Here is a 17,129-nt window from a genome sequence, read left to right as displayed (position 1 = left end):
CGTTAACCTTTGCAAAGAGCGAATCAGTGGGAGTGGCGTGGATCGCCGCTGCGTGCGATGACCCGCAAGTGCAAGGTCGCGGGCTCCAGGCAACCGCCGGTGGAGAGCTGGCCGACCTGCTGTCGGTAGAGTTCCTGCCACGGGGTTTGCGAAGCCGGGATGGAAGGTTTGAACGCCGCCTGGCGACGCGCCATTTCGCTTTCATCCACTAGCAGATCGACTCGACGGGCATTGAGGTCGACGCGAAGACGATCGTTGGTCTCCAGCAGTCCTATTCCTCCACCCACGGCGGCTTCCGGGGACATGTTAAGAATCGACGGACTTGCCGATGTACCGCTTTGGCGCCCGTCACCCAGGCAGGGAAGGGAATCGATGCCACGTTTGATCAGTGCCGCGGGTGGTGCCATGTTGACCACTTCGGCGCTGCCCGGATAACCCACGGTGCCGCAGCCCCGAATAACCAGAATGCAGCGCTCGTCGATGTCCAGAGCGGGGTCGTTGATGCGGGCCTGATAATCCTCAGGGCCTTCGAAAACGATGGCCCTGGCCTCGAAACTGTTTTCCGCGCCGGGTTCGGACAGATAGGTTTTACGGAACGCTTCGCCCACCACCGACATCTTCATGATGGCGCTGTCGAAGAAATTACCGCTCAACACGATGAAGCCGGCGCGTTGAATCAACGGGTCTTCGTAAGCGTGAATCACATCGGTATCGCTGGCGGCCGCGTTGCTGACGATCTCGCCAATAGTCTTGCCGGAGACCGTGGCGCAATCTTCATGCAGCCGTCCGGCGTTCTTCAGTTCGTGCATCACGGCAGGCACGCCGCCTGCGCGGTGGAAACCTTCACCGAGGTATTTGCCGGCGGGCATGCAGTTGACCAGCAGGGGCACGTCTTCGCCGACGCGCTGCCAGTCTTCCAGGCTGAGGTCGATGCCGGTATGCCGCGCGATAGCGATGAGGTGCGGCGGGCAATTGGTCGAGGCACCCAGTGCCGACGCCACGGCGATGGCATTCTCAAAGGCTTCGCGGGTCATGATTTGCGAAGGACGGATATCCTGACGAACCATGTCGACGATGCGCTTGCCAGTGGCATAAGCCATCTGGCCGCGTTCACGATAGGCTGCCGGAATGCTCGCGCAGCCTGGCAGCGACATGCCCAGCGCTTCGGCCAGCGCGTTCATCGACAACGCGGTGCCCATGGTGTTGCAGTGACCGATCGAAGGAGAGGCCGCAGTGGTCATCTCCATGAAGCCTTCGTAATCGATCTCACCGCTGGCCAGCAGGTTGCGCGCATGCCACAGCACCGTGCCGGACCCAATCAACTGGCCCTTGTGGTGTCCATCGAGCATTGGCCCGCCCGACAATACGATCGCCGGAATATCAACCGTCGCCGCTGCCATGAGACAGGCGGGAGTGGTCTTGTCGCAGCCAGTCGTCAGCACCACTCCATCCAGCGGGTACCCATGAAGAATCTCGACCAGACCCAGGTAAGCCAGGTTGCGATCCAGTGCCGCAGTGGGGCGCCGGGTTTGTTCGGCCATCGGGTGCACGGGGAATTCCATGGGAATGCCCCCGGCATCGCGAATGCCCGCTTTGGTTCGCTGCGAAAGTTCGAGGTGATGGCGGTTGCACGGCGCGAGATCACTACCGGTTTGGGCGATACCGATGATGGGACGGCCCGATTGCAACTCCTCGCGCGTCATGCCGTAGTTCATGAAGCGTTCGACGTAGAGCGCGGTCATGTCCGCATGACTGGGATCGTCAAACCATTGTTGACTTCGCAGGGACCGAGGAGTGTTTTCAGGCATGGTTTTATCTCTTGTTAGGGGCGTATCAGCGGTAAGTGAACAGCCGAAGGAGGCGAGGAAGCCGGTTTTGAAAAGCATCCCTGGGCGTTCGAATGACCTGATGTTACCGGTAACATTTTTTTTGTAAAGGCCCAATATCGATTGTGGAATGGGCGCGGTAATCGCTTTCAACGAGCAGAGGTGGGCCTGTCAGTGGCCATGTATAATCAGCGACCATCCGTGTTGGTGGCGTTGATTTCCATGTCCGCCGGTCATTTTCAGGAAAACAGGACGTTCATGAGTTACGAGGATTCAGGCAAGACCACCACGCCGCCGCGAATGGCCGACGTCGCCAAACTGGCCGGTGTTTCGAAGATGACGGTTTCCCGGGTCCTGGCCGGTCGTGACGTGTCAGAGCGCACGCAAAAGCTTGTCCACGAAGCCATTGAAACGCTCGGCTATCTGCCCGACGCCTCTGCGGGAACCCTGGCCACCGGACGTTCGGAATTTATTGTGGCGCTGGTGCCGTCATTGGCGAGCTCGAACTTTGCCGACACCGTGCGCGGCCTGAATGATGCCGTTAGCGAACACGGTCTGTGCCTGTTGTTGGGGGACACGGATTACCACCTGGAGCAAGAGGCATTGCTGGTGCGTACGCTGCTGCGCCATCGGCCGGTGGGGGTGATGTTGACGGGCAGCGCGCATCTGGACGAAACCCGTAAGCTGCTGCGCCAGGCGCAAGTGCCGGTTGTCGAGACCTGGGACATTCCAGCCGACCCGATCGAGCAATCGGTCGGGTTCAGTAACGTGGCCGCTGCTGCGGCACTGTACGAACACCTCTATCAGCAAGGCTACCGACGAATTGGCTACATCGGCGGTGCGTCGGTACTCGACCACCGTGGTCAGCAACGTCAGCAAGGCTACCTTCAGGCTGTCGCGGCATTGGGGGCAGGGGAGCCCAGGGTGATGGAGTATGGCGAGTCGCCCATCACCATGAGCCATGGCGGAGAGTCCGTGAAGCGGCTGCTGGAAAAGTGGCCGGACACAGACGCGGTGATGTGCGTCAGCGACCTGTCGGCGTTCGGGGCAATCATGGAATGCCATCGACAAGGGCGAGGGGTGCCCGAGGACATCGCGATCGCCGGGTTCGGTGATTTCGAAGTATCACGGTATTGCACGCCGACCATCACCACCGTCTCGGTTGATCCCTATCGAATCGGCCGGCGCGCCGGTGAATTACTGGTGGCCAGCGCTGCTGCACAGCGCCTTGGGCTGCCACGTCCGCGGGAGTTCGATGTCGTCGAATTCAAAATCCTGGCGCGCGAAAGCACCTGATTTTTTTAACCGGGCCCGCTTGCTTTGCTCCGAAACTAATTGCTACATTAAAAATGTTACCGGTAACAGAGTCACTTGCAGATTCCTTTTCCCTTGCGGATTGGCTTAGGTCAGCCCAAGGAACTCAAGGTCGCAAGCCAAAACAAAAACAATCGGCATGACGACATGCCTTGAGGTCAACACATGGAATCAGTATCTCAGCGTCCTCTCGAAGGAGAGGGCTCGGCGGAGCTTACCTCCGAGGATCGTACCTACCGCAAAGTCATCCTGCGTATCCTGCCGATCCTGCTGTTCTGCTACATGGCGGCGTACCTGGATCGGGTCAATATCGGTTTTGCCAAGCTGGACATGCTTAACGACCTGCAATTCAGCAACACCGTCTACGCGCTGGGTGCGAGCATTTTCTTCTGGGGCTATTTCCTCTTCGAAGTGCCCAGCAACCTGTTCCTCCATCGCTTTGGCGCGCGCCTGTGGATTGCCCGCATCATGATCACCTGGAGCATTGTCTCCATGGCTGTAGCGTTTACCGTACCGCTGGCCAGGTTCTTTCACATCGAATCGGAAACCATGTTTTACGTACTGCGCTTCCTGCTGGGGATATGCGAAGCCGGTTTCTTCCCAGGGGTAATTCTCTACCTCAACTACTGGTTTCCGACGCACCGGCAAAGCCGGGTCATGGCGGGCTTCCTGATGGCCATGCCGATCAGCCTGACCTTGGGCGGGATTTTGTCAGGTTGGTTGATGGGGGCGACGCAGGGTGTCCACGGTATGGCCGGTTGGCAGTGGATGCTGATCATCGAAGGCATCCCGTCGTTGATCATGGCCGTTGTCGTGGTGACTTTGCTGGTCGATAAAATCGACAACGCCAAGTGGCTGACGACGGCAGAAAAGAACATGCTCAAAAACAACCTCGATCGAGAAAACACCACAAAGGCGTCGAGCCTTCGGGATGTGATCTTCAATGGTCGGGTGTGGTTGTTGGTGCTGATCCTGCTGACATTCAATACTGGCTTTTACGGGCTGGCGTTCTGGATGCCGACGATCATCAAGGCCACGGGTATCTCCAATACCCTGCACATCGGTTTACTGACGGCAATTCCGTACTCCACCGCCATCGTGGCCATGACACTCAATGCCTGGCATTCCAACAAAACCGGCGAGCGCCGGTTGCATGCGGCTATTCCTGCATTCATCGGCGGTATCGGGCTGATTTGCAGCGCCGTCTTTGCCCATAACCTGCCGGTGTCCATTTTCTTCCTCAGCGTCTCCGCCTCAGGCTTGCTGAGCCTGATGCCAATTTTCTGGACATTGCCAGGCACGGTGTTGTCCGGGGTGGCCGCAGCGGCGGGCATTGGCATGATCAACGCAATCGGCAACCTTTCAGGGTTCACCGGTTCCATGATTACGGCCACCGCTGAGACACTGACGGGCGACATGAACAACGGCACCTACGTGCTGGGCGGTTGCCTGCTCGTTAGCTGTGTGCTGATCCTGCTGATTCCGAAAGCCATGCTTTCCAAAGACATAAAGGGCTGACTGTCGATGGGCTCGACCCTGATCGATGACCAGGGTCGAGGGCGGGGGCGATGTCCTCAATGTCGACTCGTATTGACGTCTATTGGTGGTCTGTCCTTGGCGTAAGGTTTCTTCATAAACAGGTGCTTATAAATTTTTGTTTTTATTGCGTTCCGCCTGCAGCCACGGAACGCCAGGATCCAGTAACGAACCAATCTGCGTAGGGTGAGTTCAAGACCTGTCGCCTATTGAGGTCAGGACTGCCGTCGCTCCACCACACGGGGCCTCGTTCTCCAAGCGCTACCTTGGCTGTCTGGACATGGGCTCTGGCAAGCCTCAACTGGTCAGGATCGCCCGAGGCTTTCGCTGCCTTTACTTCTCGGCGTGCGGACATCAGGTCATTGACGAGGTATTGCCGCACATCTTCATGCAGTGATGGATTGGTGCACCGCCACAGCTGCCCGTTGACTATGAAATATCGGCCATCAGGTGTCGTGAGATTCATTTGTAGATCCCACGTTTATGGTCAGGCCGACCCGATTGCGGGCCACGGCGATTCAAGGCGAACATCAAGCCACCCACCAAAAGCGTCGCACCCACCACGATCGCGAGCGAGGGTCGATGCGCTTTCGCTCGCCACCCACCTTCAACCTGACGTTGAGCGTTTGACGGGATAAACAGATTGCCCGATGTCGAGGTAGCCTGCGGACTGTGTTGCAAACCCAGGCGAGTCAACCATCCAGATAGATACGGAAAACCAGGCAGCAAAAAATGCGCTATCCGTGCCAGGGTTGCAGCTGCGCCCACGGTGGTACTCGGTCTCGGACGTAGCGCGCAAGCCACCATGGCCTCGGCGACGAGATGCGGGTCATAAATGGGAGGCGGGGGTTTCAGTGCATGGCCTGTGAAGTTGCCACCGTCACGAAATCCTGGCGTGTCCATGACCGCTGGATAGATGTCGCAGACATGGATTTGCGGATAGTCATACAGTTCACCGCGCAATGCTTCGCTCAGGCCACGCAAACCGTATTTGCTGGCGGAATAGGCAGCGGCATACGGCTGTGCGACCCAGCTACCCAGTGACAGGGTATTGATCAGGATTCCTCGTTTTTGTTTCTTGAAATATGGCCATGCCACATAGGCGCCGCGCAGGTAACCCAATAGATCTGTCTGCAACACTTGTTCATGCGCTTCAAGCGGCGTCTCCTCGAAGCTACCGACCGCACCAACACCAGCATTGTTGATCCAGATGTCGATACGTCCGTCTCCGAAGGCAGCAGCTTGCTCTGCCAAAGCGCGCATCTGCTCGCTATCGGTGACATCGGTGCGCACGGCCATGGCTGAAGCGCCACGTGCTGTGCATTCTTCGACAACTTCATCAAGTGCGGCCTTGTCACGCGCACCCAACACCAGGCGAGCGCCTTTGTCAGCAAATGCATGAGCCGCTGCGCGGCCTATCCCGCTTGACGCCCCGGTGATCACCACCAGTTTGTTATTGAGCCGCAGACAGTCTTGGCGACCGAGCGGCGTGGGGCGGTTATCGACCTCGGATGCCATTAGTTCTTCCCGAGCGTGATATCGCACCTCGTACAGGTTCAGACGCGCGCCGTCTGCGAGGTTTAGTGTCAGATTTTCAATCGTACCTGCGACTCGATCCGGGAATACCGGCTCTCCGGCAGGATCGAGTTCGTCGTAAAAAAACGTCTGTCCTTCCAGCCATCCGACTGCCGTCATCAACTCGGGGCCCAGGTAGTATTTTCCATCAAGGAAAAAACCTGGAAAGTGTTTCGTGCGCTCCAGACTTTCGACAGCGTACCGCTCGCCTGGCTTCATACCGGTTGATGGATCGAACATGGCGGCATCCTCAATGTGCACTGGTGTTGCGATAGAGGACGACGCTGAGCGCAATGTTCCATCGGGATGACTAAAAGGTTATCTGCAAAGACGTCGACGATCGGTACTGCGATAAATCGAACACTCGAAACTGCAAGCATCTCCAACCTGCATACCCTCAACGTCGAGGGTACTGAGAGGTGTGTATGAACAACGATCCAAAGTTGCAGGGCGGGATGAGTCAAGACGACCCGATGCCAACATCCCCCGATCCTTTGAGTCCTGGCCGCACTGAAGTCGACCCGATGAAGGAGGAGGGCATTGACGAGTTGCCTGAAAACGAAGGTGAGCGTCCGCTTGATGATGACAGCACCGGACTGGATCCCGACCGGGTGCGTGAAGAAACCGATAACGCGGTAATGGATAGGCAGCAGGATCCACGATAGAAACACGTGAAATCGATAAGGAGCCCTATCCCCTCGTCGCATCCATCAATAGCTTCTTTGAACTCCCTACCGGGTGTTCTCGTCCTCTGCTATGAGGGGCTCGGGCAATCCGCCGCGAAGTCCCGTGACGCGTTTTCAACCAGAAGGCGAGCGACGATATGGACACTTCAGATAGCAGGGCTGGAACCAGCAACTGTAATCCAGAGAGCGGCAAACCTGAGCCGGGTTTTCAACATTTAAAAGATGACGTCACGGAGGCGCTAGGCGGCGCAAGGCAACAGGCTGACGCTCAGTTCGGGCAGTACCGTGACACGGCTGCCGATCAGATCGAAGCTTTGGCCCAAGGGGCGAAAAGCTTTGTTTCCGAGTTGGAGGATAAAGACACGCTCGGCATGTCCGACTACCTCACCGACATGGCGGAATCCATGAGCGGGCTGGCGGGAAATCTGCGCGGTAAAAGCGCCGAGCAGCTTTTGCATGACGGCGCCGAACTGGCTCGCAGCAATCCCGCACTGTTCATTGCCGGCAGTATTGCGTTGGGCTTTGGCCTGTCGCGCTTTCTCAAGGCGGGCAGTTCTGCGGCCATGACCATGCAGGGTGAACACGACCCGGCGGCCGGGAGGCCAACACCGCCTGCAGGTGGGTTTGGCGCTCAGCGTCCTTATGAAACGTCCGTTCCGTCTCATACCGACCCGGCGCCGGAATTGGCCTCCGGCTTCATACCGACCTCGCAAAATCCGCACGATCATCCTTCCGACTTCGCTGCGGCAATGCCGCCGGCTTCACCCCACGCCAAAGGAGAACTGTGATGAACAGAGACGACTCAGACCTTCCGGGCACAAGACCGGCCACACCACCTGACGACGCTTCCGTCGTCGGCTTGCTGCGGCAGTTATCCCGCGAGGTACCAGCCTTGTTCACCAAGGAACTGGCGTTGGCCAAGGCGGAACTTCAAGCCAGCCTCAATACGCTCAAGGCGGGCATTGCGGCAGTGGCGGGTGGCGCCATTGTGCTCTTGGCCGGCTTCATCATTCTGTTGATGTCGGCTGTCTACGGCTTGAGCATGTTCATGGCACCCTGGCTGGCTGCGCTGATCGTCGGTGTGGTGGTGATGATCATTGGCTTCGCCATGTTGCAATCGGGGAAAAAACAATTCGAGCCGTCCCACTTCAAGCCTGACCGGACGCTGGACGCTCTGAATAAAGATCAGGAAGCGCTGCGGAGGAAAGTCACATGAAAAGCGAATTGGAGATCGAAGCGGAAAAAAGCCCCGAACAGATCGAGCGCGAGATCGATGCCCAGCGGGCCAGTATTGGCAACATCGTCGATCGGCTGGAAAGCAAATTCACCCCCGGCCAAATGATTGATCAAGCGTGGGGCATGATGCAGAACAACGGCTCGACTTTCCTGAACAACCTGGGCACCAGTGTGCGTAACAACCCTGTACCGGCGGTGCTGACCTCGGTCGGCTTGTTGTGGTTGATAATGAGTCAGAACCGGCCGCCAGTACCACAAACAGGCTATCGAACGGGGCCGGATCAGGTTGGCGAATGGGTCGATGATATCGCCGAGGGCTATGACAGCGTCCGTGGACAAATGCATCAGACCTCCGACTCGCTGAAGGAGGGCTATCAGTCATTGAAGGACAAGGCCACTCACCTGAGCGAAAACGTCGGTGCGGCCACCGAGACCGTGAGCCATGCCATGCATAACGCCGGTGATCGATTGGCGCGAAATAGCCAGATGCTGGGGCAGCAGTTCAATCACTTGCTCAAGGAACAACCATTGGTGGTTGCCGCGGCGGGCATCGCCCTGGGCGCGCTGATTGGCGCGGCATTGCCTGCAACCGCGACCGAGCAGCGTTACATGGGACGTACCAGTGCAGGCTTGGTCGACAAGGTGAAAAGGCAGGCCCAGGAAGGCTATGAAACAGTACGCGACACCGTCACCAAAACGACCGATCAGATGGACGTGACAGCCAGGTCGGATTCACAACAAAACAGCGAAACGGGTGCTTCGGCGGATCTCTCTCGGGGGTTAGGGACTTCCTGATGGTCGCTGCAAATGGGAGGTCTTCATCGGGCCTCCCTGTCGCTCAGCGATGGCAGTCAGCTTGAGTAGAGACTTTTTTCACTTTCATCATTTTGACTACGAGCATCCATCGTCAGGCGTGCTGCAATTCAGGGAGTGTTCAGCAACGAATGCACTCGCGAAGTGAGCTCATTCAGACTAAAGGGTTTGGTTAGTATTCGGGTTGTACTATCGACAGAGACCAGTCGTGAACCTCCAGCAAAGCCGGTAATGAAAAGCACCTTGAGCTGTGGAAATTTTCCCTTGAGTTCGGCCGCTAGGCTCACCCCATTCATCAGTCCTGGTAAACCAACATCGCTCAGCAATAAATCCAGGTGCTCCAGCTTCTGCGCCTCGCTGATTGCAGAAACGCTATCTACCGCTTCAATCACTCGATAACCGATTTCGGACAAAAGCTCCGACGCCATTTGCCGGATAGCCGCTTCGTCGTCCACCAGTAATATGGTTTCGTTCTTCCCCGATGACTCAAGCTTCTGAGTATCAACCAGGTCTACCTCCTTATGTTCCGGCGGAGAATCGTCTACCGGAAAATAAAGAGTCACAGTGGTGCCGACACCAAGACTGCTATGTACTCTGACTTGGCCACCAGATTGCTGAGTGAAACCATAAATCATTGAAAGGCCCAGACCGGTTCCTTCGCCAATTTTCTTGGTAGTGAAAAAAGGGTCGAATATGCGAGACAGGTCTTGCGGAGAAATTCCAGTGCCTGAGTCTGTTACAGAGATGCTCACATAAGAACCAGGTGGCAGCGCGTTTTCGGCGAGGGTCTCAACAATAACGCATCGATCTACCTGAAGGTCGAGCCTCCCACCACCTGGCATTGCATCTCGTGCATTGATCACAAGATTGAGCAAGGCATTTTCCAACTGGTTAAGGTCGCATCTGATTCGATCGGTTGTTCTGAATGAGCACTCGACAGTGATGCTTGGCCCAACCGAGCGCCGAATCATCTCTTCAAGACCCGCAAGCACCTTCCGGGGATCGAGCAGCTCAGGAGTCAGTGATTGCTGCCGGGAGAACGTTAATAGTCGTTGTGTCAATGCAGCCGCTCGCGATGCGGAGGTCATGGCGATGGCGTTATATCTAGTCAGGTCATTGTAACGCCCCGCATCGATGCGTCGCTGCATCAGCTCCAGGCTGCCAATGATGCCCGCCAGCAAATTATTAAAGTCATGAGCGATTCCGCCAGTGAGTTGGCCGACCGCCTCCATTTTTTGGCTTTGTCTTAACTTGGATTCCGTTACAGCGCGTTCACGCTGTTCGTCTTCGAGCTGTTGGGTGCGTTCTGCTATCCGAACTTCGAGCAGAACGTTCCAGTCACGCAGAGCACTCTCCAGCTGCACCCTGTCGTCTATGTCCTCGATGGTGCCATACCATTGTTCGCATTTCCCGGCGACGTCGAGGCTGCACAGCGCAAGGACTCTAAACCAACGGTAATCGCCAGTGTGTTTTCGTAATCGCACTTGCAGATCGAATGGCTGCAGCGTGGCCAGAGATTGATCCCAAAGAGCAGCAATCGACACTTGATCCGCCTCATAGGCAGCATTGGCCCACTGACGCTCTAATGTCTGCTCGAGCGATAGACCGGTGTATTCGTACCAACGCGGATCGATAGAAATAAGGTTACCGCCCTTGTCGGCAGTCCAGGGCCAGAGTGGATTTAGCTCAGCTGCAATGCGGTAATGCCTTTCGCTTTCACGAAGGCGTTTTTCTGTTTCGCGCATAACGTCGAAATTCTTGAAGCGCTTCAAAGCGGCACCAAGCAGGTTGCTATATCCCCGGAGGAAGTCGATATCGCTGTCGGTAAATTGACGAGGGCGTCGACTGTCCACCTCAAATATTCCGAAAGGACGTTCCCCGTTGGCGCCATGTACAAGTACGTTGACGAAGGCTTTCACTCCATTGTTCTTTTGAAAATCGTGATAGCGAAAGCGTGTTTCTGCTGCGATGTCTGTCGAAATGACGGGTGCATTGGTGTTGAGTGAGAAGATTTCCGGACTTCCTTCGCATGCTTGCACACGAACCTTTCCTACCACGTCTGGCGCCCAGCCCACGCCATTTCTCACGAAGAAAGTGACGTCGTCTTCTTCGAGCTGCATGAATTTGGCCAGATTGGTTTCGAGGGCATCCCCGACTAATCGACATGCCTCGTCGAGGATTTGTTCAAGGTCATCTGACGCCAAGGCCAGCTCGCCAAATTTGGCAAGCACCTTACGCTGGCGTAACAACGTGTCCTCGATTTTCATAGACTCACCAGAGGCGTTTCAATATCCGAGGCTTGGGTTTCAGCTAGGTTCAATCGGCTTGGGGTTGCCTGTCCGCTGTCGACGATTGGTAGGTGAGCGTCCGCTTGATGATGACAGCACCGGACTGGATCCTGACCGGATGCGTGAAGAAACCGATAATTCGGTTACAGCTTGGTCGTACAAAAAAGGCGCTCCGAAGAGCGCCTCGTTGGGCTGTTAATTGAGCTGTTTCAGATCAGACTTTCCCGAGCTATCGATGTTGATGCGCTTGGGTTTGGCTTCCTCTGGAACAACCCGCAGCAGATCAATGCTCAACAACCCATTGGCCAGCGATGCATTTTGAACCTCGATGTGATCCGCTAAACGGAAAGAAAGTCGAAATGCCCGTTGCGCAATACCTTGATGTAGGTAAATGCCTCCTTGTCGCTTTCTCGCTTGCCGCCGGCGATGGTCAAAACCTCCTTCTCAACTTGAATGTCCAGATCCTCCTCAGTCAAACCCGCCGCCGCTATGACGATTCGATAGTGATCATCGCCATGCTTTTCGACGTTATGAGGTGGATAGGTAGTCGAGGCCGCCTCGCTGCGAAGCGCGGATTCAAAAAGGTCGTTGAATCGGTCGAAGCCTACCGACTGACGGAACAGGGGGGCCAACGAAAAGGTAGTAGCCATAGCTAAATCTCCTGAGGTTTCTCCAAGTGATTTATGACGCGACCCGGGTTTGGCATCGCGTACAAAATATATAGCGACGACAGAAAACGATTCAAGAAGGGCAAAAATAATTTTTTGTTCTCAAACGGCGAACATTTCAACGAAGTGATTCATATGTCCATGCATCACTCACTAGCGCCACGCCGCCATCTGACCGAGCTGATGCCTGCGCGAATTATTGTTATCTGCAGGATCAACCGAGCGCTATTTTTTGGTGATCGTCTGAGGTGTAGCCGGGCCTCGCGGTATTAAGGATGGGCCAACGTCACCGGAGCACAGCAAAGGTTGATTTTATCCGTCTGTCGTCAGCGTCGAAGGTTTTTGAAATTAACTGCAGGGCAATCGCTTCTCAAACATGTGGGCCCGACATCGGTTTGGTCGAGCCCCTTCACCTGAGGAGATTGTCATGTTCCTACATAACAAAAGGCTTCAATACACCGTGCGTGTTGCCCAGCCCAATCCTGGATTGGCCAATCTTTTACTTGAACAATTCGGAGGCGCACAAGGCGAGCTGGCAGCCGCCTCGCGTTACTTCACCCAAGCCCTGGCGGAAGACGATCCTGGCAGAAAGGATCTGTTGATGGATATCGCGACGGAGGAGCTCAGCCACCTGGAGATCGTCGGCTCAATCATCGTCATGTTGAACAAGGGCGCCAAAGGCCAAATGGCCGAAGGTGTCGAAGAAGAAGGGGAGCTTTATCGCGCCATCAACGGTGCGGGTAACGACTCTCACATCACCAGCCTGTTGTACGGCGCCGGCGCCCCTCTGACTAACTCGGCAGGCGTTCCGTGGTCGGCAGCTTATGTCGACACCATTGGCGAGCCCACAGCTGACATGCGCTCAAATATTGCCGCTGAAGCGCGGGCAAAAATCGTCTACGAACGGCTGATGAATGTCACCGACGATCCAGGTGTGAAGGAAGCGCTTGGGTTCCTGATGACGCGAGAGATCGCCCACCAACTGTCGTTCGAAAAAGCGCTGCATGCCATCCAGCCAAATTTCCCGCAGGGCAAGCTACCGGGTATGCCCGAATTCACCAATGTGTACTTCAACATGTCTCAAGGGGAGGGCAGCACGCGTGGCCCTTGGAACCAGGGAGACGATTGGGAATTCGTGGAAGAACCCACGCCGGCGGTCGATGGCGGGGATGGTATGGCCAGCGTGAAATTAAGTGCTGAAGACGATGCGCTGCTGATGGACCTGAAAGCCAGAACAATGTCCGATCCGGACAGCAACCCGGTGACCGGTGCCGATCTTGGCGCGGGTGTACAGATCGAACCTGGAGCATGAAGAACTCACCGCGTACCGCTTTGGTACGCGGTGCTCCTTAACTCAGCTTGTCGAGGTGAACGTGATGGCCAGCTATTCCAGAACTCAGCGATTCGATGTGGATTCGCCAAACCTGTTTTTTGCGACGGCATTGTCCTTTGAACGTGAGGCCATGCGTGTCTCCAGAGAGCTACGCATTAACCTCAACAGATCTGTGTTCCGTATGGCTAACAGTTAGGAGAGGCGTATGTCTGAACCGTCCGCTCCGCTTCGGTCACCGGAAAGATCCTGGTTTGTCCAGATTTCTCAGTCGGGATGGATGGGCTGGGTCTTTTGGTGCGTGCTCGCAGGCGTCGTCGTTCTGCTGATCATTAGCGGCTACGGCGCTTTCGTGGGTGCCAGAAGAGATTTTTTGCATCTGGCTTTTTTGGGCGGCCTGGCAGGGTTCGCTGCCACGGCATTGGGGGCAATCGCCGCGATCATCCTGCGCGACATTGCCTCCCGCACTCAAGACATTATGTTGGGCTTCGCCGCTGGCATGATGCTCGCCGCCAGTTCGTTCTCGCTCATCCTTCCAGGGATCGAAGCGGCCCGGCAGATATCGAACAACCAGTTGCTGGCGGCAAGCATTGTTGTGCTCGGCCTGGGGCTGGGTGTGGCGTTGATGATTGGTCTGGATCGCTTTGTGCCGCATGAACACGTGGAAAGCGGAAAGCGCGGCCCCGAGGTTCGACGCATCAATCGCATTTGGCTGTTTGTACTTGCCATTACGCTGCACAACCTGCCGGAAGGCATGGCGATTGGCGTCAGTTTTGCGACCGGTGACATGAAGGTAGGACTGCCATTGACGACCGCGATTGCCATCCAGGACATTCCTGAAGGGCTGGCGATTGCCCTGGCTTTGAGAGTGACCGGCATCTCGACGCTCCGTGCAGCACTGATTGCAGTCTGCTCAGGGTTGATGGAGCCGTTAGGAGCCGTTATCGGTTTGGGTATTTCAAGCAGTTTTGCCTTGGGTTATCCCATTGCGCTCGGCCTCGCGGCAGGCGCGATGATCTTCGTGGTTTCGCACGAAGTCATCCCGGAGACCCATCGTAACGGTCACGAAACGCCGGCGACGCTCGGGCTCATGCTGGGCTTTGGGGTAATGATGTTTCTCGATACGGCGTTGGGATGAACACGCAGGTACCACTGTCGCAAAAAATTTTGAACACGTTCCGATGGCCATCGGTCATTTCTTCATGCAGGCCACAAGTGTGGATATGCAAATGATGCGTTCCGCTACGGTGACGCGTACTCAGTGGAGAGGAGTATTTCAAATGGCGAGAAAAACTGTTGAAGACCTGTTTATCCACGAGCTGTCGGACATGTACAGCGCCGAAAAACAGATCACCCGAGCATTGCCTCGTATGGCCAGAGCCGCGACCAACCCTTTGCTCGCTGACGCCTTTACCTCCCATCTGGAGGAAACCCAAGGTCAGATCGAACGCATTGATCAACTGGTGGAGTTGACCGGTATCAAACTCAAAAGAATGAAGTGCGTGGCCATGGAGGGATTGGTCGAAGAATCGAAAGAGTTACTCGAAGAAATAGAGAAGGGGGCCGTGCTGGACGCCGGTTTGATTGGCGCGGCGCAGAAAGTCGAGCATTACGAAATCGCCAGCTACGGCACGCTGATCGCAATGGCCAAGCACCTCAAACTGGATGACGCCGTGACGCTTCTGGCCGCTACGCTGGCCGAAGAAAAGGGTGCAGACGAAAAGCTGACGAAGATCGCGGAGCAGGGCGGCAATCAAGCGGCAACGCTGGAGAAATAATCGCAGAAAGACTGCGTGATCTTCTGTACTACCTGCACGGCGGCGGGTTGTTGGCTGCCGTGTTTTTTTTCAAGCTGCTGCCCCTCATATTTCAGGACTTTATCGTTTTGCCAAGAATATTAACGTCGCAGCCAAGTGACGCCGAGCTGACTGAACACAACGCCAAACTGTTTGGATCGCCTAAAGAGCGCCTCGATTTTTATCGACGGGAAATCCAGTACGAAACCAGCATCCTGGCAAACCGGACGGATGCTTATCTGGCGGCTCAATCCTTCCTGGTCATAGCCTTTGCTTCCTGCATGGCCAACCTGAACCCGCAGTGGGGCAAGCTGTTCACGCTGGTGGTACCGCCATTTCTAGCGCTGCTGGGCGTGCTGAGTTCGTTGAACGCATGGCCTGGTATACGTGCGGCGTACGACATCATCGACCACTGGTATTTCAAACAGAGCGAGCTTCTGCGCAGCGAGCCCATCATGGGCATGGCCTACGATGAATCGCCACTGTTTTGCGAACGTGAATCTACGCATAAGGGCTATCGCAAGGCTTTGCTTTTCTCGGTACGAACACCTTGGATGTTTGCGGCCTTCTGGGTAGTTCTTGGTGGCTGGGCCATTTACATTCAACTCGCGCCCTGAGGTATGCCCTTCTTCGAGCCTTACACCGCGATACACGAATAACTCACTTGGAATTTGCCATTCATGGCGATACCTCCGTCCATTCCAACGCGGCGGTTTCGCGCCATTTCACGTCGGTGATTCCGTACTTTTCAGTCTGCGGCTTGGAAATGACCTTAAGCGGTGGTCGTCCGGGTTCTTGAGTAAACGCCGTTTGTCAGCCTTCCGCTGTTTTTAATGAAACCTTGGCAGCGCCAATTTCTCAACCATCTATGTACTTCACAAAGATGCCGAGGTGAGAAAATGAAAGCTGTCGTGTTTCATGGTGTGGGAGACATCAGACTGGATGATGTACCCGATCCAACCATTCAGTCGCCCACTGATGCCATCGTCAAACTGACTGCCTCGGCTATCTGCGGGACGGATCTGCACTTCATCCGTGGCAGCGCCCCAGACATGCAGCCCGGCACAATTCTCGGTCATGAGGGTGTAGGCATCATTGAGGCCATTGGCGACGACGTGCGCAATCTGAAGATCGGCGATCGGGTACTGATTCCTTCCACCATCGCTTGCGGGAATTGCTCCTATTGTCGCGCCGGATATTTTTCGCAATGTGACGTGGCCAACCCCAACGGCAAAACAGCGGGCACGGCTTTCTTTGGCGGACCTAAAACCACTGGCCCGTTCGATGGATTGCAGGCAGAAAAAGCGCGCATCCCGTTTGCCAACATCGGTCTGATAAAACTCCCTGAACAGATCACCGATGACCAGGCGATCGCCATGTCAGATATTTTTCCGACCGCCTGGTTTGGCGCGGAAATGGCTGAGATCAAGGATGGCGACACAGTCGCAGTGTTTGGTTGCGGCCCGGTGGGTCTTTTCGCCATTGTCAGTGCCAAATTGATGGGCGCTGCCAGGGTGTTCGCCATTGATGGTTTGGAAGACAGACTGGCCCGCGCAAAAGAGCTGGGTGCCGAGTGCATCAACTTCGAAAGCGAAGACCCGGTAAAAACGATCGCTCGACTGACGGGCGACATTGGTGTTGATCGGGCGATAGACGCCGTCGGTATTGATGCCAATCATGCGCATCATGGCGGAACTCACGAGCAAGCGCAGTGGCAGCCAGGGGATGAACCGGCCCAGGCACTGCAATGGGCCGTCGAGGCGGTGGCGAAGGCAGGGACGATTTCCATTATTGGGGTGTACCCGGCGGGATTCGACAGCTTCCCGATTGGCGCAGCAATGAACAAGAATGTCCGAATGAATATGGGCAACTGCCATCACCGTAAATACATTCCAAGGCTTATCGAAATGACCCTCGCAGGTCGCGTCGACCCATCGAAAATTCTCACCCAGACCGAACCGTTGACCGATGCGATCTCTGCTTTCAGGTCGTTCGATAAACATGAGACTGGCTGGATTAAAGTCAAGCTCGAACCGATTACAAGGTGTACGTAAAGGAGAT

Annotated in this window: 15 protein-coding genes and 1 pseudogene; 11 read left to right on the top strand and 5 right to left on the bottom strand. The window is 55.8% G+C overall.

Annotation, left to right across the window (positions count from 1 at the left end):
• Nucleotides 1–23: 23 nt before the first annotated feature.
• Nucleotides 24–1,808, bottom strand: coding sequence for an IlvD/Edd family dehydratase (locus tag ACM110_RS03125; protein WP_416126519.1), 1,785 nt, complete (start codon nucleotides 1,806–1,808; stop codon nucleotides 24–26).
• 198 nt (nucleotides 1,809–2,006) lie between these two features.
• Between ACM110_RS03125 and ACM110_RS03120 the strand changes: the two genes are divergently transcribed.
• Both ACM110_RS03120 and ACM110_RS03115 read left to right on the top strand, forming a co-directional pair.
• Nucleotides 2,007–3,122: a LacI family DNA-binding transcriptional regulator gene (locus ACM110_RS03120; RefSeq protein WP_416126757.1), complete on the top strand. Its 1,116-nt coding sequence runs from the start codon at nucleotides 2,007–2,009 to the stop codon at nucleotides 3,120–3,122.
• A 183-nt stretch (nucleotides 3,123–3,305) separates the two neighbouring features.
• Nucleotides 3,306–4,658, top strand: a complete 1,353-nt coding sequence (locus ACM110_RS03115; RefSeq protein ID WP_416126518.1) for an MFS transporter — start codon at nucleotides 3,306–3,308, stop codon at nucleotides 4,656–4,658.
• A 142-nt stretch (nucleotides 4,659–4,800) separates the two neighbouring features.
• Here ACM110_RS03115 and ACM110_RS03110 read toward each other — a convergent pair whose 3' ends face one another.
• A complete protein-coding gene (locus ACM110_RS03110) occupies nucleotides 4,801–5,142 on the bottom strand; it encodes a hypothetical protein (protein WP_416126517.1) in 342 nt (113 codons plus the stop codon).
• The gene (locus ACM110_RS03105) at nucleotides 5,139–6,491 is read right to left on the bottom strand and encodes an SDR family oxidoreductase (protein WP_416126516.1); all 1,353 of its coding nucleotides are present in this window, start codon (nucleotides 6,489–6,491) and stop codon (nucleotides 5,139–5,141) included. Before ACM110_RS03105 ends, ACM110_RS03110 begins: the two co-directional genes overlap by 4 nt.
• A gap of 185 nt (nucleotides 6,492–6,676) precedes the next feature.
• Between ACM110_RS03105 and ACM110_RS03100 the strand changes: the two genes are divergently transcribed.
• The 4 genes from ACM110_RS03100 to ACM110_RS03085 all read left to right on the top strand — a co-directional run bounded on the left by ACM110_RS03100 (nucleotide 6,677) and on the right by ACM110_RS03085 (nucleotide 8,968).
• Entirely contained in the window at nucleotides 6,677–6,916 is a 240-nt protein-coding gene (locus tag ACM110_RS03100) for a hypothetical protein (protein ID WP_416126515.1), read from the top strand.
• 158 nt (nucleotides 6,917–7,074) lie between these two features.
• A complete protein-coding gene (locus ACM110_RS03095; RefSeq protein WP_416126514.1) occupies nucleotides 7,075–7,725 on the top strand; it encodes a hypothetical protein in 651 nt (216 codons plus the stop codon).
• Complete coding sequence (locus ACM110_RS03090) at nucleotides 7,725–8,153, top strand: phage holin family protein (RefSeq protein ID WP_416126513.1); 429 nt, start codon at nucleotides 7,725–7,727, stop codon at nucleotides 8,151–8,153. Before ACM110_RS03095 ends, ACM110_RS03090 begins: the two co-directional genes overlap by 1 nt.
• A complete protein-coding gene (locus ACM110_RS03085) occupies nucleotides 8,150–8,968 on the top strand; it encodes a DUF3618 domain-containing protein (RefSeq protein WP_416126512.1) in 819 nt (272 codons plus the stop codon). The genes ACM110_RS03090 and ACM110_RS03085 overlap by 4 nt, the downstream gene beginning before the upstream one ends.
• A 128-nt stretch (nucleotides 8,969–9,096) precedes the next feature.
• On the opposite strand, the gene ACM110_RS03080 is transcribed toward ACM110_RS03085, so the two are convergent.
• Nucleotides 9,097–11,253 carry an ATP-binding protein gene (locus ACM110_RS03080; RefSeq protein ID WP_416126511.1) on the bottom strand — a complete coding sequence of 719 codons (2,157 nt, stop codon included), beginning with the start codon at nucleotides 11,251–11,253 and terminating at the stop codon, nucleotides 9,097–9,099.
• Between the two features lie 216 nt (nucleotides 11,254–11,469).
• Nucleotides 11,470–11,924 (bottom strand): annotated as a pseudogene (locus ACM110_RS03075) (Hsp20 family protein).
• A gap of 445 nt (nucleotides 11,925–12,369) precedes the next feature.
• Between ACM110_RS03075 and ACM110_RS03070 the strand changes: the two are divergent.
• The 5 genes from ACM110_RS03070 (at nucleotide 12,370) to ACM110_RS03050 (ending at nucleotide 17,122) form a co-directional block, all read left to right on the top strand.
• Nucleotides 12,370–13,254, top strand: coding sequence for a manganese catalase family protein (locus ACM110_RS03070; RefSeq protein WP_416126510.1), 885 nt, complete (start codon nucleotides 12,370–12,372; stop codon nucleotides 13,252–13,254).
• 226 nt (nucleotides 13,255–13,480) lie between these two features.
• Complete coding sequence (locus tag ACM110_RS03065) at nucleotides 13,481–14,410, top strand: ZIP family metal transporter (RefSeq protein WP_416126509.1); 930 nt, start codon at nucleotides 13,481–13,483, stop codon at nucleotides 14,408–14,410.
• Between the two features lie 142 nt (nucleotides 14,411–14,552).
• Nucleotides 14,553–15,050 (top strand): ferritin-like domain-containing protein, encoded by a 498-nt coding sequence (locus ACM110_RS03060; RefSeq protein WP_338586522.1) that lies wholly within the window; start codon nucleotides 14,553–14,555, stop codon nucleotides 15,048–15,050.
• 107 nt (nucleotides 15,051–15,157) lie between these two features.
• Nucleotides 15,158–15,685 (top strand): hypothetical protein, encoded by a 528-nt coding sequence (locus ACM110_RS03055; RefSeq protein WP_416126756.1) that lies wholly within the window; start codon nucleotides 15,158–15,160, stop codon nucleotides 15,683–15,685.
• Nucleotides 15,686–15,967: 282 nt separating this feature from the next.
• Nucleotides 15,968–17,122: a zinc-dependent alcohol dehydrogenase gene (locus ACM110_RS03050; RefSeq protein WP_416126508.1), complete on the top strand. Its 1,155-nt coding sequence runs from the start codon at nucleotides 15,968–15,970 to the stop codon at nucleotides 17,120–17,122.
• The last annotated feature ends 7 nt before the right edge of the window (nucleotides 17,123–17,129 follow it).

It is taken from the genome of Pseudomonas sp. NFX98, from assembly GCF_047784845.1.
In the GTDB taxonomy this organism is placed as follows: domain Bacteria; phylum Pseudomonadota; class Gammaproteobacteria; order Pseudomonadales; family Pseudomonadaceae; genus Aquipseudomonas.
This window is presented reverse-complemented; position numbering and strand designations above follow the sequence as displayed.